This window comes from Streptomyces sp. NPDC091387 (assembly GCF_044756945.1).
Lineage (GTDB): Bacteria > Actinomycetota > Actinomycetes > Streptomycetales > Streptomycetaceae > Streptomyces.
On the sequence record NZ_JBIVTZ010000002.1, the window covers coordinates 565304 to 586748 of the forward strand.

General features: G+C 70.9%; 18 protein-coding genes. 9 read left to right on the top strand and 9 right to left on the bottom strand.

What is annotated here, in order from left to right; translation table 11 throughout:
- Positions 1–43 precede the first annotated feature (43 nt).
- Together ACIQM0_RS06780 and ACIQM0_RS06785 are read left to right on the top strand one after the other, a co-directional pair.
- Entirely contained in the window at positions 44–1318 is a 1275-nt protein-coding gene (locus ACIQM0_RS06780) for a sensor histidine kinase (protein ID WP_401284100.1), read from the top strand.
- Between the two features lie 36 nt (positions 1319–1354).
- Positions 1355–2005 (top strand): response regulator, encoded by a 651-nt coding sequence (locus ACIQM0_RS06785; RefSeq protein WP_401284102.1) that lies wholly within the window; start codon positions 1355–1357, stop codon positions 2003–2005.
- A gap of 10 nt (positions 2006–2015) precedes the next feature.
- Here ACIQM0_RS06785 and glgX read toward each other — a convergent pair whose 3' ends face one another.
- Entirely contained in the window at positions 2016–4250 is a 2235-nt protein-coding gene (gene glgX, locus ACIQM0_RS06790) for a glycogen debranching protein GlgX (RefSeq protein ID WP_401284104.1), read from the bottom strand.
- A 153-nt stretch (positions 4251–4403) separates the two neighbouring features.
- Between glgX and ACIQM0_RS06795 the strand changes: the two genes are divergently transcribed.
- Complete coding sequence (locus ACIQM0_RS06795; protein ID WP_401284106.1) at positions 4404–5636, top strand: Ig-like domain-containing protein; 1233 nt, start codon at positions 4404–4406, stop codon at positions 5634–5636.
- Positions 5637–5923: 287 nt separating this feature from the next.
- Entirely contained in the window at positions 5924–7177 is a 1254-nt protein-coding gene (locus ACIQM0_RS06800) for an Ig-like domain-containing protein (RefSeq protein WP_401284108.1), read from the top strand.
- A 135-nt stretch (positions 7178–7312) separates the two neighbouring features.
- On the opposite strand, the gene ACIQM0_RS06805 is transcribed toward ACIQM0_RS06800, so the two are convergent.
- From ACIQM0_RS06805 to ACIQM0_RS06820, 4 genes are all read right to left on the bottom strand, one after another.
- Positions 7313–8467: a hypothetical protein gene (locus ACIQM0_RS06805; RefSeq protein WP_401284110.1), complete on the bottom strand. Its 1155-nt coding sequence runs from the start codon at positions 8465–8467 to the stop codon at positions 7313–7315.
- A gap of 430 nt (positions 8468–8897) precedes the next feature.
- Positions 8898–9560 carry a 4'-phosphopantetheinyl transferase gene (locus ACIQM0_RS06810; RefSeq protein WP_401284112.1) on the bottom strand — a complete coding sequence of 221 codons (663 nt, stop codon included), beginning with the start codon at positions 9558–9560 and terminating at the stop codon, positions 8898–8900.
- Positions 9557–10405 carry a metallophosphoesterase family protein gene (locus ACIQM0_RS06815; protein ID WP_401284114.1) on the bottom strand — a complete coding sequence of 283 codons (849 nt, stop codon included), beginning with the start codon at positions 10403–10405 and terminating at the stop codon, positions 9557–9559. Before ACIQM0_RS06815 ends, ACIQM0_RS06810 begins: the two co-directional genes overlap by 4 nt.
- A gap of 61 nt (positions 10406–10466) precedes the next feature.
- Positions 10467–13175, bottom strand: a complete 2709-nt coding sequence (locus tag ACIQM0_RS06820; RefSeq protein WP_401284116.1) for an AAA family ATPase — start codon at positions 13173–13175, stop codon at positions 10467–10469.
- 267 nt (positions 13176–13442) lie between these two features.
- Between ACIQM0_RS06820 and ACIQM0_RS06825 the strand changes: the two genes are divergently transcribed.
- On the top strand, positions 13443–14075 hold the full coding sequence (locus tag ACIQM0_RS06825) for a TetR/AcrR family transcriptional regulator (RefSeq protein WP_401284118.1): 633 nt from the start codon (positions 13443–13445) through the stop codon (positions 14073–14075).
- Positions 14076–14171: 96 nt separating this feature from the next.
- Here ACIQM0_RS06825 and ACIQM0_RS06830 read toward each other — a convergent pair whose 3' ends face one another.
- From ACIQM0_RS06830 to ACIQM0_RS06845, 4 genes are all read right to left on the bottom strand, one after another.
- Positions 14172–14441, bottom strand: a complete 270-nt coding sequence (locus tag ACIQM0_RS06830) for a PqqD family protein (protein WP_363026846.1) — start codon at positions 14439–14441, stop codon at positions 14172–14174.
- 385 nt (positions 14442–14826) lie between these two features.
- Positions 14827–15591, bottom strand: a complete 765-nt coding sequence (locus ACIQM0_RS06835; protein WP_401284120.1) for a thioesterase II family protein — start codon at positions 15589–15591, stop codon at positions 14827–14829.
- 19 nt (positions 15592–15610) lie between these two features.
- Positions 15611–15847: an acyl-CoA carboxylase epsilon subunit gene (locus ACIQM0_RS06840; protein WP_401284122.1), complete on the bottom strand. Its 237-nt coding sequence runs from the start codon at positions 15845–15847 to the stop codon at positions 15611–15613.
- Positions 15848–15908: 61 nt separating this feature from the next.
- Complete coding sequence (locus ACIQM0_RS06845) at positions 15909–17519, bottom strand: acyl-CoA carboxylase subunit beta (RefSeq protein ID WP_401284124.1); 1611 nt, start codon at positions 17517–17519, stop codon at positions 15909–15911.
- A gap of 507 nt (positions 17520–18026) precedes the next feature.
- On the opposite strand from ACIQM0_RS06845, the gene ACIQM0_RS06850 reads away from it, so the two are divergent.
- The 4 genes from ACIQM0_RS06850 (at position 18027) to ACIQM0_RS06865 (ending at position 21368) form a co-directional block, all read left to right on the top strand.
- Entirely contained in the window at positions 18027–18893 is an 867-nt protein-coding gene (locus tag ACIQM0_RS06850; RefSeq protein ID WP_401284183.1) for an ACP S-malonyltransferase, read from the top strand.
- A gap of 118 nt (positions 18894–19011) precedes the next feature.
- Positions 19012–19875, top strand: coding sequence for a sugar phosphate isomerase/epimerase family protein (locus tag ACIQM0_RS06855; RefSeq protein ID WP_401284126.1), 864 nt, complete (start codon positions 19012–19014; stop codon positions 19873–19875).
- A 55-nt stretch (positions 19876–19930) separates the two neighbouring features.
- Positions 19931–21160, top strand: a complete 1230-nt coding sequence (locus ACIQM0_RS06860) for a cytochrome P450 (protein ID WP_363026836.1) — start codon at positions 19931–19933, stop codon at positions 21158–21160.
- 13 nt (positions 21161–21173) lie between these two features.
- Positions 21174–21368 (top strand): ferredoxin, encoded by a 195-nt coding sequence (locus tag ACIQM0_RS06865; RefSeq protein ID WP_401284128.1) that lies wholly within the window; start codon positions 21174–21176, stop codon positions 21366–21368.
- The last annotated feature ends 77 nt before the right edge of the window (positions 21369–21445 follow it).

Below are 21445 nucleotides of genomic sequence, written 5' to 3' on the forward strand. Positions count from 1 at the left end.
GCACGGAGGGACTTCGGCCACGCGTGCGGGGGACACTTCAGTCATGAGTGCGGGGGAGCGGGAAGCCGTCATCCGGGTGGCGACGGCCGAGCAGTGGTGGGAGCGGTTCTTCCGGTACGGACCGTACGGACTGCTCGGCCTGGCCACCGCGGTCTCGGCCGTGACCCGCGAGCTCATCATGTCCCGCGCGGACGTGTACACGGTCGCGGTTCTCGTTCCGGTGGCGCTCGTCCTCCAGCTCCGGCGGGGCCGTGATCCCTCCGGGCCGGGGTCGCGGGCGGCGCTGTTCCACTTCGTCGCCCGCACGCTCCTCGCCTTCGCGCTGACCTGGTGCAACCCGTTCTTCTCCATCTTCGCGACGCTCGGCTACTTCGACGCGGGCCGGCTGCTTCCGCGCCGGGCCGTGCGGGCCGGAATGCTGGCCACCGCCGTCATCATGGCGGGTTCGCAGTCCGGCAGCGGCCTGCCGCCCGTCAGCCTCATGAACTGGATCACCTTCGCCATCCTCTTCGCCCTGCACGGGACCCTCACCATGGTCTTCGCGCAGATCAGCAACCGGGAGGCAGAGCAGGTCCGTACCCAGGTCGACACCATCACCGCACTGGAGTCCGCCAACGCCCGGCTCGAACAGGCCATGGCGGAGAACGCCGGACTCCACGCCCAACTCCTCGTCCAGGCCCGCGAGGCCGGGGTGGCCGACGAGCGCGGGCGGATGGCCGCCGAGATCCACGACACCATCGCCCAGGGGCTGACCGGCATCATCGCCCAGCTCCAGGCCGTGACGTCCGCGGCCGCCACCGATCCGGAGCTGGCCGGGGAACACCTGGTCCGGGCCACCGCCCTCGCCCGGCACAGCCTGGGCGAGGCACGCCGCTCCGTGCACAACCTGCTCCCCGCCGCGCTGGAGCACGACGACCTTCCCGGCGCACTCAAGAAGACGGTCACCACCTGGTCGCAACGGACCGGCGTCCGAGCCGAGTTCACCGTCACCGGCACGGCCGAGCCGCTGCACGACGAGGTCGGCGCCACCCTGCTCCGGATCGCCGAGGAGGCGCTCGCCAACGCCGGCCGCCACGCCGCCGCGTCCCGGGCCGGCGTCACCCTGTCCTACATGGGCGACGAGATCACCCTCGACGTGCGGGACGACGGCCGCGGCTTCGACCCGGCCGCGCTGCCGCCGTACCGGGGCGCCGGCGGATTCGGGCTCGGCGGCATGAGGGCGCGCGCCGAACGCATCGCGGGCACGGTCGAGGTGGAGACGGGACCCGGCCTCGGCACCGCGGTCTGCGCCCGGGTCCCGCTGGTCCGCGACGACTGAGACGGCACCGCCGCGGGCACAGTACGGTGGGCCGCTATGGCTGAGGAACCCGCACGCGTCATCACGCTGATCGTCGTCGACGACCACCCCGTCGTACGGAACGGGCTGCGGGGCATGTTCGAGTCCGCGGCGGAGTTCCGGGTGCTCGGCGAGGCGGCGGACGGTGTCGAGGGCGTCGAGATGGCCGTCCGGCTCGATCCCGACGTCGTCCTGATGGACCTCCGGATGCCCGGTGGCGGCGGAGTCGCGGCGATCACCGCACTGACCCGGCGCGGCGCCCGCTCCCGGGTCCTGGTCCTCACCACGTACGACACCGACTCCGACACGCTGCCCGCGATCGAGGCCGGTGCGACCGGGTACCTGCTCAAGGACGCCCCGCGCGAGGACCTGTTCACGGCGGTGCGCGCCGCCGCCGACGGCCGTACCGTCCTGTCGCCCGCCATCGCCTCCCGCCTCGTCTCGCGGGTGCGCGCCCCCGTCCGGCCCGGCGGCGAGACGCTCTCCGCGCGTGAGCGCGAAGTGCTCGAACTCGTCGCCAAGGGGACCTCGAACCGGGAGATCGCCGCCGTGCTGTTCATCAGCGAGGCCACGGTGAAGACCCATCTCGCCCATGTCTTCGCCAAGCTGGGCGCCAAGGACCGCGCGGCCGCCGTCGCCGTGGCCTACGACCGCGGCATCCTGGGCTGAGCGGCCGGGCTCACTCCCGTACCCGCAGCAGCAGCACCGATCTCGCGGGCACCATGAGGCCCGCGTCGCCCCGGTGGACCGTGCCCGGTGCGGTGGACTGGTCCTCCCGCGACGTGTCCAGGACCAGTTCGTAACTCTGCGCCCACGGCGCTCCCGGCAGCCGGAAGTCCGCCGGGCGGTCACCGGCGTGCAGCACGGCCAGGAAGCTCTCGTCGGTCACCGGCGCGCCCCGGGCGTCCCGGCCCGGGATGTCGCGGCCGGAGAGGTAGAGCCCCACCGTCGCGGCCGGTGCGTACCAGTCCCCCTCCGTCATCTCGGTGCCCTGCTGGGTGAACCACGCCAGGTCCCGCAGCCCGTCAGGGGCCTGCGCCCGGCCGGAGAAGAACGCCCGGCGGCGCAGCACCGGATGGGTGTGGCGCAGGGCCAGCACCCGGGCCGTCAGCTCGGTCAGCTCCCGCCACCGCGGCTGCTCCAGGAGTGACCAGTCCAGCCAGCCGACCTCGTTGTCCTGGCAGTACGCGTTGTTGTTGCCGCCCTGGGTGCGGCCCATCTCGTCGCCCGCGACGAGCATCGGCACCCCGGTCGACAGCAGCAGGGTGGTGAGCAGGTTGCGCAGCTGGCGGCGGCGCAGCGCGTTGACGCCGGCGTCGTCGGTCTCGCCCTCGGCGCCGCAGTTCCAGGACCGGTTGTCGCCGGTGCCGTCACGGTTGCCCTCGCCGTTGGCCTCGTTGTGCTTCTGCTCGTAGCTCACCAGGTCGCGCAGGGTGAAGCCGTCGTGCGCGGTGACGAAGTTGACCGAGGCGTACGGGCGGCGGCCGCCCCACGCGTACAGGTCGCTCGATCCGGTCAGCCGGTAGCCGAGATCGCGTACGTCGGGCAGCGCGCCGCGCCAGAAGTCCCGTACGGCGTCGCGGTAGCGGTCGTTCCACTCGGTCCACAGCGGCGGGAAGGCGCCGACCTGGTAGCCGCCGTTGCCGACGTCCCACGGCTCCGCGATCAGTTTGACCCGGCGCAGCACCGGGTCCTGGGCGATCACCGCGAGGAACGGGGAGAGCATGTCGACGTCGTGCATCGAGCGGGCGAGCGCCGCCGCCAGGTCGAAGCGGAAGCCGTCGACGCCCATCTCGGTGACCCAGTACCGCAGGGAGTCGGTGATCAGCCGCAGGACGTTCGGCTGCACCACGTGCAGGGTGTTGCCGCACCCGGTGTAGTCCGCGTATCTGCGGGCGTCGGGCTGGAGCCGGTAGTAGCCGCGGTTGTCGATGCCGCGCAGTGACAGCGTCGGACCGAGCTCGCCCGCCTCCGCCGTGTGGTTGTAGACGACGTCGAGGATCACCTCGATCCCGGCGTCGTGCAGGGCGCGGACCATCCGCTTGAACTCGCCGACCTGCTGGCCCGCGGTGCCGCTGGCGGAGTAGCCGGCGTGCGGGGCGAAGTAGCCGATCGAGTTGTAGCCCCAGTAGTTGTGCAGCCCGCGCCGGAGCAGATGGTCCTCGTGGGCGAACTGATGCACCGGCAGCAGCTCCACGGCCGTCACCCCGAGGCGCTTGAGGTGGCCGATGGCCGCGGGGTGCGCGAGTCCGGCGTAGGTGCCCCGCAGCTCCTTCGGGATGTCCGGGTGGAGCTTGGTGAAGCCGCGGACGTGGAGTTCGTAGATGACGGAGTCGGCCCACGGGGTCTTGGGCCGCCGGTCCTCGGCCCAGTCGTCGTCATCGTGGACCACCACCCCCTTGGGGACGTACGGGGCCGAGTCCCGTTCGTCGCGCACGGTGTCGGCGACCTGCTGCTGCGGCCAGTCCCTCACATGGCCGTACACCTCGGCCGGAAGGGTGAAGGCCCCGTCCACCGCACGGGCGTACGGGTCGAGGAGCAGTTTCGCCGCGTTCCAGCGGGCGCCCGTCCACGGGTCCCAGCGGCCGTGCACCCGGTAGCCGTAGCGCTGACCGGGTGCCGCGCCGGGCACGAAGCCGTGCCAGATCTCGTGGGTCAGCTCGGTCAGCGGCAGCCGGGTCTCGGTGCCGTCCGCCTCGAAGAGGCACAGCTCCACGGCCTCCGCCCCGCCCGCCCAGAGCGCGAAGTTGGTGCCCGCCACCCCGTCGGGCCCCACCCGGAAGCGGGCTCCGAGCGGCGTCGGCGTACCGGGCCAGACGGCGGGCGGCCGCTGTCCGGGCCCGAGGGCAGGCACCTGTCCGGACGGTCCCGGACACGTCTTCGGCACGGTCTCCTGTTCGGCTGCGCTCGACACCTGCTCGCCTCCCGCGGCTCGTGGGGGACCGGCACGGAAAGGGAGCGCGCGGCGTCCCGGCCGCTGCTCCCGGCGTGTGGTCTCCCCTCTGTTCTGCCCACGAGTGGCCCCGCACTCACGTTTCCCCCGAGCCGCCCCGGTCGTTGGGGGGACGTGAACCACGTAGCGAAGAAGGCAGACGCGAGCCCGGTCACCGTGCTGACACGCTCGGGACTGCTCGCCGTACTGGCCCTGCTGGCCGTTCTGACCGGCTGTTCGGGCACGGGCTCGATCATCGGCGGGAAGTCCCGGTCACCGCAGGAGGCGATCCGGATCACCCCGCAGGACAGGGCCGAAGGCGTGAAACCTGACAGCAAGGTCGAGGTGAAGGTCCCGGACGGGCGGCTGGAGAGCGTCAAGGTGACCCGGATCGAGGACGCGCAGGAGCAGGAGGTGAGGGGCCTGATCGCGAAGGACGGCCTCTCGTGGACGCCGCAGGGCACGGCGGGCCGGCTCGGGCTCGCCGCCAAGTACAGCGTCGACGCGGTGGCCCTGGACGGTGCGGGGCACCGCTCGGCCCGCCACACCACCTTCACCACAGTGGTGCCCGAACACCGCTTCATCGGCTACTTCAAGCCGGAGAACCGGTCCACGGTCGGCACCGGCATGATCGTCTCCTTCGAGTTCAACCGTCCGATCACCCGTCGCGCGGCCGTGCAGCGGGCCATCCGGGTGACCAGTGATCCGCCGGTCGAGGTGGCCGGGCACTGGTTCGGCGCCGACCGGCTGGACTTCCGTCCCGCCGCCTACTGGGAGCCGGGCACCGAGGTCACCGTCGAGGTGGCGCTGCGCGATGTGGAGGGGGCGCCGCAGGCGTACGGCAGCCAGCACAAGACCGTCAGGTTCACCGTGGGCCGGGAGCAGGTCTCCCGGGTGGACTCGGCCGAGCACACCATGGAGGTGCGCCGGGACGGGCGGCTCGTCTCCACGGTCCCGATCACGGCGGGCTCCCCGACGACGACCACGTACAACGGCAAGATGGTGGTCAGCGAGATGCACGAGGTGACGCGGATGGACGGGCGGACCGTCGGCTTCGGCGGCGAGTACGACATCAAGGACGTCCCGCACGCCATCCGGCTCACCGAGTCCGGCACCTTCCTGCACGGCAACTACTGGTCCGACGAAGACATCTTCGGCTCGACCAACGTCAGCCACGGCTGCATCGGGCTCCGCGACGAGCAGGGCGGCAGCGGGTCCACCCCGGCGGGCTGGTTCTTCGACCGGACGCTGATCGGGGACGTCGTCGAGGTCGTCAACTCCAAGGACAAGAAGGTCGCCCCGGACAACGGGCTGAGCGGCTGGAATCTGAACTGGACCCAGTGGAAGGCGGGTTCCGCCGTGCGCTGACCCGTCCCCGCTCCTCTGCGCACAGCTCGGCTCCGCTCCGGAGCCGTCCGGACGGCGCGGCCGGTGCGGCCGCGCCGTCCGTCGTGTCCGCCCACCGCGCCGCTACCGCCCGCGACCAGGCGAAGTCCTGAACGAGTTGGGACGGAACGGTGACATCCCGGGGGAGATCTGTCCGTAGCCGGTGTGATTATCTTTCGCTGAGCGTGCATATGCAGCGCGCGGGGGCGGGAGCACGTGAGCTCCCAGGGTCTTGGCGGGGCCAGGCCGTGCGAGGGGAGACGACCACATTGAACGGGCAGCCGATATCGGGGACATCGGCCGGGGCGGACAGCGGGCGGCGTGGACGTGGGGCCACCGGACTGCTGGCCCTGGTGCTGGGCGCACTGTTGCTGCTGGTGACGGCGTGCGGCGGGCAGGAGACCGAGGGCGGGGGCAAGGGCGGCGGCAAGGGCGGGGCGAAGACCGACGACACCAGCGCCTCCCAGGCGGTGGTGAAGGTCGCCCCTAACGACGGTGCCGACTCCGTCGCCACCAGCGGGGCGCTGAAGATCTCCGCCGAGCAGGGGAAGCTCTCCACGGTCAAGGTCTCCGACGCCAAGGGCGCGGAGGTCGAGGGGAAGATCGCGGCGGACGGCGCGAGCTGGGAGCCGGAGCGGCATCTGGCCTCCGCGACCAAGTACAAGGTCCACGCGGTGGCGAAGGACGAGAAGGGCCGTGAGTCGGCGAAGGACACCACCTTCACCACACTGGTCCCGCAGAACACCTTCATCGGGCAGTACACCCCGGAGGACGGCTCCACGGTCGGCGTCGGCATGCCCGTCTCGATCCACTTCACCCGTGGCATCACCGACCCGGAGGCCGTCGAGAAGGCCGTGAAGGTGACGGCCGATCCGGCCGTCGAGATCGAGGGCCACTGGTTCGGCAACGACCGCCTGGACTTCCGGCCGGAGGACTACTGGGCCGCGGGCACCAAGGTGACCGTGAAGCTCGACCTCGACGGTGTCGAGGGACGCCCGGGGGTCTACGGCAAGCAGACCAAGACGGTGTCGTTCACCGTCGGCCGCCGGCAGATCAGCACCGTGGACGCGAACTCGCACCGGATGAAGGTCGTCCGCGACGGCAAGCAGGTCAAGGACATCGCGATCTCCGCGGGCGCCCCGGCCACCACCACGTACAACGGCCGGATGGTCATCAGCGAGAAGCTGCGGGTGACCCGGATGAACGGTGACACCGTCGGCTTCGGCGGTGAGTACGACATCAAGGACGTGCCGCACGCGATGCGGCTGTCCACGTCGGGCACCTTCATCCACGGCAACTACTGGGGCGGTTCGGGTGTCTTCGGCTCCACCAACACCAGCCACGGCTGCGTCGGCATGATGGACGCCCGCGGCGGCGGTGACCCGGGCACCCCGGCGGCGTGGTTCTTCAACCACTCGCTCATCGGCGACGTCGTGGTCGTGAAGAACTCCCACGACAAGACGATCCAGCCGGACAACGGCCTCAACGGCTGGAACATGGACTGGTCGGAGTGGATCAAGTAGCCCTGACCGCCTGAGTGACGTCGGCTCCCGGGACCACAGTGGTCCCGGGAGCCGACGTCGTCATGGGGGAGTGGTGCGGGCGGTGCGGAACGGTATTCCGGCACGTATTCGATTCGTGCCCAACAGTCCGGTTCGTTACATGGGTGATGTTCCGGGTGCGTATGTCGAGTGCGGGGGCCCTTCCGGGTCCCGGGGATTATCCGGCGGGCCGGGCTCTTTTTCCGTCGCTGCCCTGTTCGGCGGAAAAGGTTCGTCGACCAGGCCCGCCCGGGTCAGATGAACACCGGCCTGAAAGCGGCTGAGAGCTCCCTGTTCATCCATAATCTCCGCGATATGGCGACGGCACGTACGGACCGATATGCCGAGCCGGCGTGCCACCATTTCGTCCTTGTGGCCCATTGCCAGAAGGCGCACTATTGACTTCTTGAGTTCATCGATGGTGTGTGTGGTGTTCTTCGCGTCCGGAATGAGCGGGCTCGCGGTGTTCCACAGGTTCTCGAAAGCGGCGCAGGCGAACGCGACCACGGCCGGGTCCCGCACCGCCGCCGCCGACGTCGGGCCGGCCCCCCGGGGGGAGTCCGGGGAGAGCGGCAGAACGAGCGCCTTGCGGTCGAAGGCGACGAGCGGATCGATCAGCTCGGCGCTGGTCCTGACCTCGGCCCCGTGCTGGGTGAGCTCCCGCACCAGGGACCGGGTGACCAGGTCGCCGCGGATGGCGTGCTGGTAGATCAGCCGGGCCCGCACCCCGCGGGCCAGCAGGTCCAGGGTGATGTTCCGGGCGACCGCGAAGGACTGGCAGGGGCGGGCGCCACTGGGCAGGACGAGAAGGAGCTCCTCCCGGCAGCGGGCGCTCATCTCGTCGATCAGCGCGTGGAAGGCGGCGGCGTCGGCGGGATCGCACGCCGGGGGAGGAGCGGCGGAGAGGGGATCCGCCGGGTCCGGCCCGTTCTCCTCGTGGTCACGGGCGCCGTCCGGGTGCTGTTCGTGCAGCACGCTCTCACGGAGCCGGTGATCGCGCAGCTGTGCCCCGAGGGCCCGTGCCAGCATCGCCCCCGTCTCCTCCGCGTCCACCGGGGCGATGAGCTCGCCCGCGGCGGCGGCCGAGCGGATCAGACCCAGGAGGCGCAGCACCCGCTCCGCGCCGATCGACTGCTCGGGACTCAGGCTCAGACCCGCGGCGACGTCCTCGCGCTCGAACCGGGCCTCGCCCCCGGTGAACCGATGCGCCGAAGCGCCGCGGTCCCGTGGCGCGAACTTCCCGAGCCAGTCTGACTCTCTGGCTGCCGGCATTCGCTGCTCCCCCCTTGTGCCCGCAGGTCGGTGGGCTTCAATTCTAGGGTATATGGATCTCGTGAAGAGAAATGGAACATAAATTCACTCACGAATGATCCAAGGGTATGGCCGTGCAGTGGAGAGAGGCGATGCGGGAAAGTTCGGAAAAGTTATTGCGAATTTAAAAAATGGCGTTCGGGGAGCTGTCCCAGTGGTGCCGAGTCAGGAAGAACTCCCCTTGCGCCGAATTGCCTGTAAGGGCAATCGGAGCGGGCTTGGTCGATCACGAGCGTAACCGAGGGGGTTGCCCATCGAACAGTATTTACTCAATTAATGCAGTTCATTTACTTTCCCTTTACTTGCGTTCGGGTGGTGGCCCCGTTTGGGTTTGCCACCTGGGGGAACGGGTTAGTTGAATGTTTCCTTTGTTTCTGTCGCGCGGTTCATCTCACGCGGGCAGCGCGATCGCGGTCACGACGAAGCCGCGCCCCGCCGTCCAGCGCCCGGAGAACGTGGTGTGCCGCCGCCCGGCCACCTCGGGCCCCGGCACCAGCAGCCGCGCCGAGAAGGTGCCCGCCGGGTCGAAGTCGAGCTCCGCCTCCGTGAAGTCGAGCTCGCGCCCGGTCAGCGGATACCAGGTCTTGAACACCGACTCCTTGGCGCTGAACAGCAGCCGGTCCCCGTGCACCTCCGGGCGCTGCCGGGAGAGTTCGGCGAGCTTGGCGCGCTCGCGGGGCAGGGAGACGACCTCCAGCACACCGTCGGGCAGCGGCCCGTTCGGTTCCGCGTCGATACCCAGTGCCGCGATGGCCCCGGTGTGGGCGACCGCCGCCGCGCGGAATCCGGCGCAGTGGGTCATGCTGCCGGTCACGCCCTCCGGCCAGCTGACCGCGCCCCGCTTTCCCGGCAGCAGGGGGGCCGGTGCCAGCCCGAGCTGCTCCATGGCGCGCCGCGCGCACAGCCGTACGGTGGTGAACTCGGCGCGGCGGCGGGCCACCGCCCGGACGATCGCCGCCGTCTCCGCCGGGAAGAGCTCGCAGCCCTCCCGGGGCGACAGATCACCGAAGGCGCTCACGGCGGCCACGTCCGGGGGGAGTATGGCGCCGATCATGCCGAGGGTCCCGACGCGGGCGGCGGCAGGATCTGGCGCAGCGGGGAGCGGGGCGGCCGGGAGCGCCACTCCCGCGGGTACCCGATCGACACCTCCTCGAAGCGGACCCCGTCGTACCAGGTGACCCGGGGGATGTGGAGGTGGCCGTAGACGGCGGCGACCGCCCGGAAGCGCCGGTGCCAGTCGGCGGTCAGCTCGGTGCCGCACCACTGGGCGAACTCGGGGAAGCGCAGGACCCGTGTCGGCTCCCGTACCAGCGGATAGTGATTGACCAGCACCGTGCCGTACCGGGGGTCGACGGCCGCGAGCCGCTCCTCCGTGAGGGCGACCCGGGCCCGGCACCAGGCGTCCCGCGACGGGTACGGGTCGGGGTGCAGCAGGAACTCGTCGGTGCACACCACCCCCGACTCGTTGGCCACGCGCAGGGATTCCTCCTTGGTACGGGTTCCTGGGGCGAGGAAGGAGTAGTCGTACAGGACGAACAGGGGGGCGATCGTGACGGGTTCCGCGCCGCCGTGCCAGAGGGGATACGGGTCCTCTGGGGTCAGCACTCCGAGGCCACGGCACAGTTCGACCAGGGCCTCGTAGCGGGCGGCGCCCCGCAGGGTGACGGAGTCGGCGGGGTGGGTCCACAACTCGTGGTTGCCCGGGGCCCAGACGACCTGGGCGAAACGCTCCGAGAGGAGCTTCAGCGCCCAGGCGATGTCCTCGAACTTCTCGCCGACATCCCCAGCGACGAGCAGCCAGTCGTCTTCGTGCTCCGGCCGGAGAGACTCCGTGATGCGCCGGTTCTCCTCATGGGCGACGTGCTGGTCGCTGAGCGCGAACAGCTTTCCTTGGGTCACCGGGACCAGTCCTTCCAGTCCGTGCTGAAGTCGCGGTCCACGGCGAACCCGGCAGGTCTGATCAGACGGCTTCGGCGGTGGAGACCGCGAGGTGGAGGTCCACCGGCAGATCCTGCCGGCGGGTGATGTTGAGTTTGCGGTAGACGCGGGTGAGGTGCTGTTCGACGGTGCTGACGGTGATGTGCAGCTTCAGGGAGATCTCGCGGTTGGTGTAGCCGCTCGCCGCGAGGGTGGCCACCCGGCGCTCGGAGTCGCTCAACTTGGTGTCGAGATCGGAACGGTACTCCTCCGGGGCGCCGCGCCGGTGCGTTCCGTCCTCCGGACCGAGTTCCGGGCAGATCTCCTCGCACAGCGATTCGGCACCGCACTCCCGGGCCAGGTTCCAGGCCCTGCGGATCACCGCGTCCGCCCGCGCGGGCTCGGCGACCGCCCGCAGGGAACGGCCCAGTGCGGCGAGCGAACGGGCCAGTTCCACCCGGTCGCCGGAGCGGCTCAGCTCGTCGACCGACTGATTCAGCAGGGCGAGCTGCTGGCGAGGATCCGAGGTCACCGCGCGTAGACGAAGACTGATACCGCGTACCCACGGCCTGCGCGCGTCCGGGTCGGCGAACTGCTGCTCCACGAGCGCCTTGGCCCGCTGCGTCTCGCCGAGCCGGAACAGCGCGTCGGCCGCGTCCGTGCGCCAGGGCAGCACCGCGGGCCGGTCCACGCCCCAGCTCTTGGCGAGCCGGCCCGCCTCCAGGAAGTCGCCCAGCGCGGCCTGGAGTTGATGTGTGGCCATGAGGTAGAGACCGCGGGCGCGCAGGTAGGAGAGACCGTGCGTGCTCTTGAACAGCGTGTCCGCGACGGGCTGGTGGAGCTGGCGGGCGACCGCCGCATGGTCCCCCATGAGAGTGCGCGCCCGGATCAGGGTGGCCGTCGGGCTGCCGATGAACGCGCTGCTGCTCTGCTCGGGCAGGCAGTCCAGCGCCCGGCGCGCGTACTCCTCCGCGGCGTGCAGATCGCTCAGCCGCAGCAGCACCGCCGCGAGCGCGGAGGAGAACAGGGCCTGCCAGGCGGGGGCCTTCTGCCGCTCGGCCTCGGCGATCAGCTCGCGGCAGCAGACGGCGGCCCGTTCGGGCTGACCGAAGTAGGAGAGGGCCCGCAGCGCGCGCATGACCGGTTCCAGTGTCTCGTCGGTGAGGACGGTCGTGCGCAGGAAGCGTTCGGCGGCGGTGGTCTCGGTGCTCGTCTCGGTGTCGGCCGCGGGTCTCCCCCCGCCTGGTTCCCCCGAGTTCTCGATCCGGACCCCGGACGTGCCCGCCCCCTCGGCCGGACGGCGTCCGTATCCGGTCCCCGCGGGGGTCCCGGCGCCGCTCGCCGCGGTGTCGCTGAGGATCATGGACATCACCTCGGCCGCCTCGGCTATCCGGCCCTGGGAGGTGAGGAGTTCGGCCAGCGGTGCCAGGCGCTCCGCGGCCAGCCGGCCCGACCGGAGCACCGCGAGCGGGGCCGACAGGTGCTTCTCCGCCCGTCCCGGGTTGACCCGCCAGGTGACGGCCGCGAGCCGGGTCTTGATGTCGGCCCGCTGCTGTTCGTCGCGGCTCAGCTCGTGGGCGAGTTCGAGCGCCTTGGTGGCACGGGCGGGGTCACCGTGGGCGAGCAGGTCCTCGGTGGCCTCCCGCAGCACGTCGACGGCCCAGGGGACGGCGGTGAGCGATCGGCCCAGCTGGGCGGCGGCGAGCAGATGACCGGCGATCTGGGTGACGGACTCGCCCTCCACGTGCAGGAGTTCGGCGGTTCGCAGGTGCAGACCCGCCAGCACGTCGGCCGGCACCTGGTCCAGGATCGCCGTCTTGGTGTGCGGGTGCGGGAAGCGGTGGCCGTTGAGAATGCCGGAGGCGGACAGCGAGGCGACCGACTGCGCGGCGGCGAAGGCCGGGACGCCCAGGAGCCGGCCGGCCCGCTCCGGTGTGTAGGCGTCGCCCAGCACGGCGAGCGCCGCGCCGAGGTCCACCATGTGCGGTCCGCTGTGCCGCAGGCAGGTCAGGACGGCCTGCCCGAACAGCCCGCCCTGCTCGGGGCGGAAGGCGTCGGTGCCCGTCGGGGCCGAGCGGTACTCCTCCAGGAGTGCGCGCAGCAGCAGCGGGTTGCCCCCGCTGATCGCGTGCAGCTCGCCGGAGAGCGCCTCGCGCGGTGTGGGGCCGTGGGAGCCGGCCGCGACGCGCCGGCATCCCTCGGGGCTCAGCCGCCGCAGCCGGATGCGCCGCACGTTGCGGCTGCGCAGCAGCTCCGTACCGAAGGCGGCGTCCTGGCCCTCCTGGTGGAGGGGTGTCGTGAGGACCAGCAGCATCCTGGTGGAGCGGCAGTGCCGGACGATGTGCTGGAGATAGCGCAGGGACGCGCTGTCCGCGTGGTGCACGTCGTCGACGGAGATGATGACCGGGGCGGTGGTGCCCAGCCGTTCCAGCGCCGCCTGGAACTCCCGCATCGCGCTGACCTGCGGCTGGCCGTCCGGTGTCGCGGAGGCCTCGGGCAGTGCGCCGGCCGGCGCGTCCCCGGTCAGCTGCCGCATCAGGCCGAGCGGCAGGGCCCGTTCGGTCGGTGAGCAGTACGCCCGCAGGGCCACCTCGTCGCCCGTGTCGGTCCATTCGGCGAGGGTGTCGATGAGCTCACTCTTGCCGCATCCCGCGGCTCCCTCGATGAGGACGATGCGGGCCGCGCCGTTCCGGCACTCGTCGAGTGCGGTGCGCAACGTCTTGACTTCCAGCTCTCTTTCGGCAAATTCCACTCTGTCCCCCGAACACCACGCTGCAGATTGACTTGTTCCGGCATTGAGAAAATGCCTTATTGGAACGTGTGTGGCGTATATGCAACGCGTGTGCGTACGCCACACGCCTCTGAGTGTGGCGCACGCTCGACGCATCCTCTAGTGGCCACAAGCTGCACGCGCGGCGAGGCGGTGTTGCGTTCGCCGGTCACGGTCCAACGCTTGTCGGTTCCGAGGGAGTTCGGTCGGTCTAAGATGCCCCGACGGCTTCAAGGCAAGGGTGGTGCTGTGGGTCACCGTGAAGATCTTCTGGAAGGCGCGAAGCGCTGTCTCCTGGAGAAGGGGTTCGCCCGTACGAGCGCGCGGGACATTGTGGCGGCGTCCGGAACCGCTCTGGCGTCCATCGGCTACCACTACGGTTCCAAGGACGCCCTGCTGGTGCAGGCGTACGTCCAGGCGATGCAGGAGTGGGGGGACGAGTTCGGGCCGGACACCGCGATCGGGGCCGACCTCGAATCCGCCTCGTCGACGATCGAGCGCTTCGAGATGGTGTGGAACCGCATCGTCGAGATCTTCCCGGAGCGCAAACCCCTGTGGGCGCTGAGCGTGGAGGTCGCCGTGCACGCGGAGAACCAGCCCCTGATGCGCGAGGGGCTCTCCAGGGCGCAGCCGTTCGGCTGGTCGGCGCTGGTGGCGCTCTTCCACGGCGTGGACGAGAGCGAGGTCGACGAGCAGATGGCGGTCACCCTCGGGCGGTTCTACGCCGCGTTGCTCAACGGGGTGATGTCGCTGTGGCTGTTCTCGCCGGAGACCGCGCCTTCCGGGCGTGACCTGGCCGAGGCGATGCGGGCCATTCTGGTGCTGCACCAGGGTGCCGCCGCCGTTACGGGCCCGGCCGCTGTTACGGGCCCGGCCGCCTGAAGGGGGCCGGCCGCGGCTGCCCGGCAAGGGGCGCGAGAGGGGTTCGAGGGGTGATCGGCTGCCCGGGGAGGGGCGGGTGCCGCGGCCGCCGTCCCCTCAGGGCTCGTCGCGGACCAGGCCGGCGTCGCGCAGCTCGCTCACCCAGATGTCCATGTCGGTACGGGTGTTCTCCGGGTCCGTGCACCACAGCTCGGCCAGCATCTCGGCCGCCGGGCCGAGTTGGCCGTTGTGCTGGCGCAACGCGATCCACATGGCCGCGGCGACGGGGCTGCACCGGTAACTGGGGCCGTCCGGCGAGGTGAGGAATTCGAGGCACCCGTCCTCGGTGACGCGCGAGGTGACGCCGTGCTCTGGTCGTACCGGCACTCTGGCCTCCGTAGTCGATAGCCGGTCGGTGACGGCCAACCATGGGAAGGAGGCGTGACCGTGTACGCGGGGCGGGTTGGGGATGTCTGTCAGGCCGGTGCGCTCACGGGCGCCGACCGGGACTGCCTCGCACATCGGCTCTTGAGGGCAGACTGCCCGATGCCGCGATAGACGTTAGTCTAGTACGGTCGTCTAGATTCTGGTGAGGGAAGCGCAACTCTGTCCGGATTGCATTGGCCGGGGCATGAAACGCACATGCCCCGGAGATGACTCCGGGGCATGCGGCAGGGGTTTCCCGAGACGGACGCCGGTCCGGGCGCCCCATACAGGCCCTAGGCGCGGACGACCGGACGAGCGGGCCGGACGGCCCGCCGCCCCCAGTGGTTCACGGTCCCACCGCCAGTACGCCCGTGCGCGCGCGGATCAGATCGAGGACCGCGGCCACGTGGGAGTCCAGGAAGAAGTGGCCGCCGGGGAACACCTTCAGCTCGAACGACGCCGTGGTGTGCTCGCGCCACGACCCCGCCTCGTCGACGGTCACCTGCGGATCGTCGTCACCGACGAGCGCCATGACGTCCAGGCCGAGCGGCGGCCCCGGCCGGAAGCGGTAGGTCTCCGCGGCCTTGTAGTCGCTGCGGATCGCCGGGAGGATCATCCGCAGGATCTCGGGATCGGCCAGCACCGCGGAATCCGTTCCGCTCAGCTGGGTGATGTCCGCGATGAGGCGGTCGTCGTCCGCCAGGTGCACGGTCTCCTCGCGCACCCGGGAGGGCGCCCGGCGGCCGGAGGCGAAGAGCATCAGAGGCGGTGTCCCCGCGGCCTCCAGCCTGCGGGCCACCTCGAACGCGAGCGTGGCCCCCATGCTGTGGCCGAACAGGATCAGGGGTACGTCACCCCAGGGGCGCAGCTCCGCCACGACGAGGCCGGCCAGCTCCTCGATGTCCTCGACGCAGGGCTCGTTCCTGCGGTCCTGGCGGCCCGGGTACTGGATCGCGAGTACGTCGACCGCGGGGGACAGCGCACGCGACACCGGGAAGTAGTAGGTGGCCGATCCGCCCGCGTGCGGGAAGCAGACCAGGCGGGCGCGTGCCTCCGGCGCCGGATGGAAACGCCGGATCCAGGGTCCGGTCTCCCGGGAGTCGTCCGTCATCAGTGCTCAACATCCTTACTCATCGTGCCGCCCAGCTTCCTGGCGGCCGGTAGTGGAGCGGTGCGCTCCACCGGGGTGCGGCGTCGGGACGGGGGGCGTCCGGACCGGCCGCCGGGGCGCGGCGCAGGCTCAGCAGCGCCGCGGTCACCGCGGCGATCTCCTCGCTGGACGGCGCGCCGCCGAGGAAGCGCAGCGCCGGCCCGGTGCGGTCCGGGGCCGCGGTCCGGGCCGCCGGGGCGTGGGCGGGAACGGTCATGGGGCGGGTCACTCCTCACAGGTCACAGGTCACAGGTCCTCGGGGGCGCGGTTCACCGGGCTCAGGTCGGCGGGTTGCCGTGCTTGCGGGCCGGGACCGACGCGTCCTTCGTCCGCAGCATCGCGAGGGAACTCACCAGCACCGCACGGGTCTCGGCCGGATCGATCACATCGTCGACCAGACCGCGCTCCGCCGCGTAGTAGGGGTGCATCAGCTCCTGCTGGTACTCCTTGATCCGCTGCTCACGGGCTGCCGCGGGATCGGGCGCGGCCGCTATCTCGCGGCGGAAGACGATGTTCGCCGCACCCTCCGCGCCCATCACGGCGATCTCGTTGGTCGGCCACGCGAAGGACAGGTCGGCCCCGATGGACCGCGAGTCCATCACGATGTACGCACCGCCGTACGCCTTGCGCAGGATGACCTGGACGCGCGGAACGGTCGCGTCGCAGTAGGCGTAGAGCAGCTTCGCACCGTGCCGGATGATGCCCCGGTGCTCCTGGTCGGTGCCCGGCAGGAAACCCGGCACGTCCACCAGCGTGACCAGGGGGATGCTGAACGCGTCGCAGGTCTGGACGAACCGCGCCGCCTTCTCCGAGGCGTGGATGTCCAGCACCCCGGCCTGCGAGGCGGGCTGGTTCGCGACGATGCCGACCGTGTGGCCGTCCAGCCGGGCCAGCGCGCAGATGATGTTGGTGGCCCACTGCGCGTGGACCTCGAAGAAGTCCTCGTCGTCGACGATCTCCCGGATCACCGCGCGCATGTCGTACGACTGGTTGGCGTGGTGCGGCACCAGGGTCAGCAGGCTCTCGCACCGCCGGTCCGGGGGGTCGTCGGTCGGCGCCTCCGGCGGCAGTTCGCGGTTGTTCGCGGGCAGCAGGGAGAGCAGGTGCCTGACCTCCTCCAGACACTCCGCCTCGTCGTCGTACACGAAGCCCGCCGCGCCGGAGACCGTCGCGTGCACCTCCGCCCCACCGAGCTGTTCGTGTGTCACCCGCTCGTTGGTGACGGCCTGGACCACGTCCGGACCGGTGATGTACATCTGCGAGATGTCCCGCACCATGAAGACGAAATCGGTGAGCGCCGGCGAGTAGGTCGCACCGCCCGCGCACGGCCCGAGGATCACACTGATCTGGGGAATCACCCCGGACGCCCGGACATTGCGGCGGAAGATCCCGCCGTACCCGGCGAGCGCCGTCACCCCCTCCTGGATCCGTGCCCCCGCGCCGTCGCTCAGACCCACCAGCGGAGCCCCGGACGACAGCGCCAGATCCATCACCTTGTGGATCTTCTGCGCGTGCGCCTCGCCCAGCGAGCCGCCGAAGACCCTGAAGTCGTGCGCGTACGCGAACACCGTACGGCCGTTGACTTGGCCCCACCCGGTGATCACCCCGTCCCCGCTCGGCCGCCGGTGCTCCAGGCCGAAGCCCGTGGACCGGTGCCGCCGCAGCGGCTCCACCTCGCGGAACGTGCCCGGGTCGAAGAGCAGCTCCAGCCGCTCCGGAGCGGTCAGCTTCCCCCGGGCGTGCTGCTGTTCGGTGGAGCGCGGGCCCAGTCCCTCACGCGCCGCACTCTTCAGCTCCGCCGCCTGAGCCACCAGCGAGCGCAGATCCGGCCGGGGTACCGGGGAACTGTCGCCCACACTGTCCGACGGGGCGTCCTGAATCACTGTCATGGTCCCACCCATCCATGGCTCGACGGTGCGCGGCGGATTCCTCCACCGGCGCCGGAATCCGGATAACCGTCCCTCATTGAAGACCCGGCGCGGCCCCATGCCCTCCCCTAAGTTGTCCGGCACCCCCCTACACCGGGCCCGCGGGCCCAAGCCCGGCCCGCCGCCGGGACCCGCCCCGTCCGGCCCCGACGCCCGACCCTTAGGGGCTCTACGGGGGACCGCCGGGTGGAAGCGAAGTCCCTTTGCGCCGACCGGGCCGCCGGACGCCGCGCCGCCACGAGCACCCGGCGTCAACGGAATTGGGACCCGCAACCTTAGGGGTTTTGGCGGCGGCGGGCAGACCTCAGCCTGGATCCCGACCGGTTCGGAATCGAAGCGCCCGACGGGCTGATCGCGCCGGGACGACGGGCTGAAGGGCAGGACACCATGAGAGACGACTTCCGCACCGGCGCTGCGCTGGTCTTCCCCGGCATGAGCCCCACGCGCTTCCAGGACTCGGCCAAATTCATGCTGATCAACCCGGTGGCCCGCCGGCTGGTCGCCGACGCCGACGACGCGCTCGGCTACTCACTCGTCGACCGCTACCGCGAGGCCGAGGGCGACTACAGCGAATACGCGCAGGTCGCGTTCCTCGTCAACTGCCTGGCGCTCGCCGCGTGGGCGCACGACCGCTTCGACCCGGAGCCCACGCTCTGCGTCGGACCCAGCTTCGGCGGAAAGACCGCGGCCGCCCACACCGGCGTCCTCGACTTCGCCGACGCGGTCCGCCTGACCGCCGGCTGGGCCAGGCTCCTGGAGTCCTGGTTCGCCGAGAACCACCAGGACGTCGTCACCCACTCCTTCACCCGCGTCCCGCTCCCGGAACTCGACCGGGTGCTCGCCGAACTCGACGAGCGCGGCGAGTGGTACGAGATCTCCTGCCACGTCGACGAGGACTTCCACATGGTGTCGCTGCGCGCGCCCGTCCTCGACTGGCTGGGCAAGCGGCTCCGTTCGGTGGGCGGCCTGCCGCTGTACACGATGCGCCCGCCCATGCACGCGAGCGTCTTCGCCCCGCTGCGCGAGCGGGCCGAGAAGGAACTGTTCGCCCCGCTGACCTTCCACGATCCCCGCATCCCGGTCGTCGCCGACCAGGACGGCACCCTGCTGACCACCGGCGAACAGGTCCGCACGATGCTGCTGGACGGCTTCGTCCGCCCGGTCCGCTGGCCCGTCGTCGTCGACTCCCTGCGCCGCCACGGCGTCGGCAGGCTGTACGTCGCGGGACCGGACAGCCTCTTCGGCCGGGTACCCGTCACCACCAGGAACTTCGACGTCGTCGCCGTGGACCCCCGGACGGCGCTCCGGCCCGTCCGCCGGAGCCTCGCCGCCTGAGCGCGGCCCGGTCGCCCCGGACCCAACGCACCTCCGGTGGGACGCGCCCAGGCCGGCGCCGCGTCCCTGCCACCGGAACCAGGACCGGCCGCGGACTTCCGAGCGAGAGGTACACACCATGACCCTTCTGACCAGGACCGACCTGGGATTCGCCTATCTGCAGCTGACCGGGTCGGCCTGGCAGGAGCCGGTGCGGTACACGCTGGAGGAGCGGCTGGCCGCGCTGGCCGAGAACAACTGCGCCTCGATGGGCATGAGCATCGAGGAGCTGGAGACGTTCCTCTCCGAGTACTCGGCGGACAAGCTGCGCGGACTGCTCTCCGAGTACGCGGTCCGGCTGCACGAGCTGGAGGTCCACTTCGGCTGGAACGCCGGGCCCGAGGAGAGCGCCGCCGCCCTGGAGACGGAGACCCGCTTCTTCGAGCTGGCCGAGATCGCCGGCATTCCCTCCGTCAAGTCCTGTGCCGTCTACCCGCCCGGTGTGGAGATGCCGCCCACCGATGTCCTCGCCGAGCGCTTCGGCGCGATGTGCGACCGGGCCGCCGCGCGCGGACTGAACGTCTCCCTCGAAGCGATGGCCGTGATGCCCGGCTTCACCTACCAGGTCGCCTCCGACGTCATCGCCGCCGCCGACCGGCCCAACGCCGGTCTGCTCGTCGACATGTGGCACCTCTTCCGCGACCCCACGGGCCTCGGCTCGATCGACCAGCTCACGGGTGCGCAGATCGCGGGCGTGGAGTTCGGGGACGCCCCGCGCACCGCGTCCCCCGACGTCATGAACGAGGTCCTCAGCGGCCGTCTGCTGCCGGGCGACGGCGACTTCGACATCACCGGGCTGCTGCACAGGCTGGACGCCAAGGGCGTCGACGTCGCCCCGTCGGCGGAGGTCCTCTCCGCCGACCTGCGCGCCCTGCCGCTCAGCGAGAACATCGCCCGCACCGCCGCCGCCGTGCGCGCCTCCCTGGAGAAGGCGCGTGGCTGAGCCAGTCACCGCCGCCCCGTATCCACCGAGCGCAGAGACCTCTGGAGAAGGAACCGTGTCCGATCTCGTCGACGCATGCCCGCACGCCCAGCCCCGCCCCTTCCCCCTGGAGCGCACCGGCTGTCCCCTGGACCCCGCACCGGAGTACGCGACGCTGCGGGAGACCGAGCCGGTCTCCCGGGTCAAGCTCAGGTTCAACGGCCGTGAGGCCTGGCTCCTCACCCGTTACGAGGACGTCCGGCAGATGCTGGTCGACCCGCGGTTCAGCGCCAACATGGCCGACCCCGGCTACCCGCTCCAGTTCCACTTCCCCATGGAGCTGCTCGGCAAGGTCAAGCCCGCCCTGCTGCACATGGACCCGCCGGAGCACACCGCGCACCGCATGATGCTGATGCCGGAGCTCAGCGTGAAGCGCGTCGAGGCGATGCGGCCGCGCACCCAGGAGATCGTCGACGAGTGCATCGACGCGATGCTGGCCCAGGGCGGCCCGGTGGACCTGGTGTCCATGCTGTCGATGCCCGTGCCGTCCGTCGCCATGTGCGAGCTGACCGGTGTCCCGCACGAGTCGCGCGACCTGTTCCACCGCTGGGTCACCCTCCTCGTCACCCAGGGCAGCGCCGAGGAGCACGCCTCGGCCAACGCCGAGGTCGAGGTGCTCCTCTACGAGCTCATCGCCGAGCGGCAGAAGAACCCCGGCGACGACCTGATCAGCAGCCTGCTCCAGCGCAACGGGGAGAAGAACGAGCTGGAACCGTCCGACATCAGCGCCCTGGTACGGGCCATGATCGCGGCCGGCCACGAGAGCACCGTCAACGGCATCTCCATCGGCGCCCTCGTCCTCCTCCAGCACCCCGAGCAGGCCGACTGGCTCCGCGAGCACCCCGAGCTCTCCGGCCAGGCCGTCGACGAGCTGTCGCGCTACTCCAGCATCTCCGACCACGGCACCGTCCGGGTCGCGCTGGACGACGCCGAGATCGGCGGCCAGCTGATCCGCAAGGGCGAGGGCGTCATCTGCTCGCTCTCCGCCTCCAACCACGACCCGGCCGTCTTCAAGGACCCCAACACCCTGGACCTGAGCCGCCGCGAGGCACGCCACAACGTCGCGTTCGGCTTCGGACGCCACCAGTGCGCGGGCCAGATGCTCGTCCGCATGCAGCTGGAGGTCGTCTTCACGACCCTGCTGCGGCGCATCCCCGGACTGCGTCTCGACGCGGCCCTGGACGAACTGCCCTTCAAGGCCAACGCCCTCATCGACGGCGTCCACGAGCTGCCGGTGACCTGGTAAAGGAGTCTCTCCCATGCGTGTGATCGTCGACAAAGAACGCTGTGTCGCCGCCGGTTCCTGTGTGATCACCTCGCCCGCGGTCTTCGACCAGGACGAGGACGACGGCAAGGTCGTCCTGCTGATCGAGACACCGGACGAGAAACTCCGCGAGGAAGTCCTGGAGTCCGTCAACGTCTGCCCGGTCGCGGCGCTGAGCGTCGCCGACTAGGTACGGGGCACAGCCCCCCGGAAGCCGGGGCACGGAACCCACCCCCTCAGGTTCCGTGCCCCGGCCGCACCGGCTCC

Excerpts from the sequence above, each read along its gene's own strand:
- ACIQM0_RS06780 (WP_401284100.1), top strand. The coding sequence starts at position 44 with ATGAGTGCGGGGGAGCGGGAAGCCGTCATCCGGGTGGCGACGGCCGAG.
- ACIQM0_RS06785 (WP_401284102.1), top strand. The coding sequence starts at position 1,355 with ATGGCTGAGGAACCCGCACGCGTCATCACGCTGATCGTCGTCGACGAC.
- ACIQM0_RS06805 (WP_401284110.1), bottom strand. The coding sequence starts at position 8,467 with ATGCCGGCAGCCAGAGAGTCAGACTGGCTCGGGAAGTTCGCGCCACGG.
- ACIQM0_RS06810 (WP_401284112.1), bottom strand. The coding sequence starts at position 9,560 with ATGATCGGCGCCATACTCCCCCCGGACGTGGCCGCCGTGAGCGCCTTC.
- ACIQM0_RS06835 (WP_401284120.1), bottom strand. The coding sequence starts at position 15,591 with ATGACGGACGACTCCCGGGAGACCGGACCCTGGATCCGGCGTTTCCAT.
- ACIQM0_RS06840 (WP_401284122.1), bottom strand. The coding sequence starts at position 15,847 with ATGACCGTTCCCGCCCACGCCCCGGCGGCCCGGACCGCGGCCCCGGAC.
- ACIQM0_RS06845 (WP_401284124.1), bottom strand. The coding sequence starts at position 17,519 with ATGACAGTGATTCAGGACGCCCCGTCGGACAGTGTGGGCGACAGTTCC.
- ACIQM0_RS06850 (WP_401284183.1), top strand. The coding sequence starts at position 18,027 with ATGCTGATCAACCCGGTGGCCCGCCGGCTGGTCGCCGACGCCGACGAC.
- ACIQM0_RS06855 (WP_401284126.1), top strand. The coding sequence starts at position 19,012 with ATGACCCTTCTGACCAGGACCGACCTGGGATTCGCCTATCTGCAGCTG.
- ACIQM0_RS06865 (WP_401284128.1), top strand. The coding sequence starts at position 21,174 with ATGCGTGTGATCGTCGACAAAGAACGCTGTGTCGCCGCCGGTTCCTGT.